The sequence below is a fragment of the Halomonas halmophila genome, assembly GCF_006540005.1.
Lineage (GTDB): Bacteria > Pseudomonadota > Gammaproteobacteria > Pseudomonadales > Halomonadaceae > Halomonas > Halomonas halmophila.
Genome location: NZ_BJOC01000020.1, coordinates 1 through 688, shown reverse-complemented (window position 1 = coordinate 688; position 688 = coordinate 1). Strand labels below are relative to the sequence as shown.

Genomic DNA, 688 nt, shown 5'->3' with positions numbered 1-688 from the left:
GACCACGCCGGCCTTCACGGTCAGCGGTGCACCGACCAATGGCACGGCGAGTATCGACCCGGCCAGCGGCGAGTGGACCTACACGCCGACCCCCGACTACAACGGCGATGACAGCTTCACGGTCAGCGTCACCGATGATGACGGCAACACCGAGACCCAGGTCATCGATGTCACGGTGACCTCGGTGGCGGACATCGCTCCGGATAACGCGACCACCGATGAAGATACCGCGGTGACCAACGATGTGCTGGGCAATGACAGCTTCGAGTCATCCGACGCCGAAGTGACGGCGGTCACCCAGGGCACTAATGGCTCGGTGAGCATCGACGCCAATGGTCAGGTGACCTATACGCCGGACGCCGACTTCCATGGCAGCGACAGCTACACCTACACGGTGACCTCGGGCGGCGTGACCGAGACGGCGACGGTCAACGTCACGGTGGATCAGGCCAACGACCCGGCCAGCTTCGGTGGCGACACCAGCGGCAATGGCGCGGAAGACACCACACTCACCGGCACGTTGACGGTCAGTGATAACGCCGATGGCATGAGCAACCCGGGCTTCGCGATCGAATCGGGGAATGGTCCGGCCAATGGCACGGCGAGCATCGACCCGGCCAGTGGCGAGTGGACCTACACACCCAATGCCGACTACAACGGTGATGACAGCTTTACGGTCAGCGTCACT

Annotated in this window: 1 protein-coding gene; it reads left to right on the top strand. The window is 63.4% G+C overall.

Annotated elements, in window-relative coordinates:
- Positions 1-688 (top strand): Ig-like domain-containing protein (locus tag HHA01_RS07825; protein WP_141319445.1); only part of this gene is annotated, 688 nt, incomplete at both ends.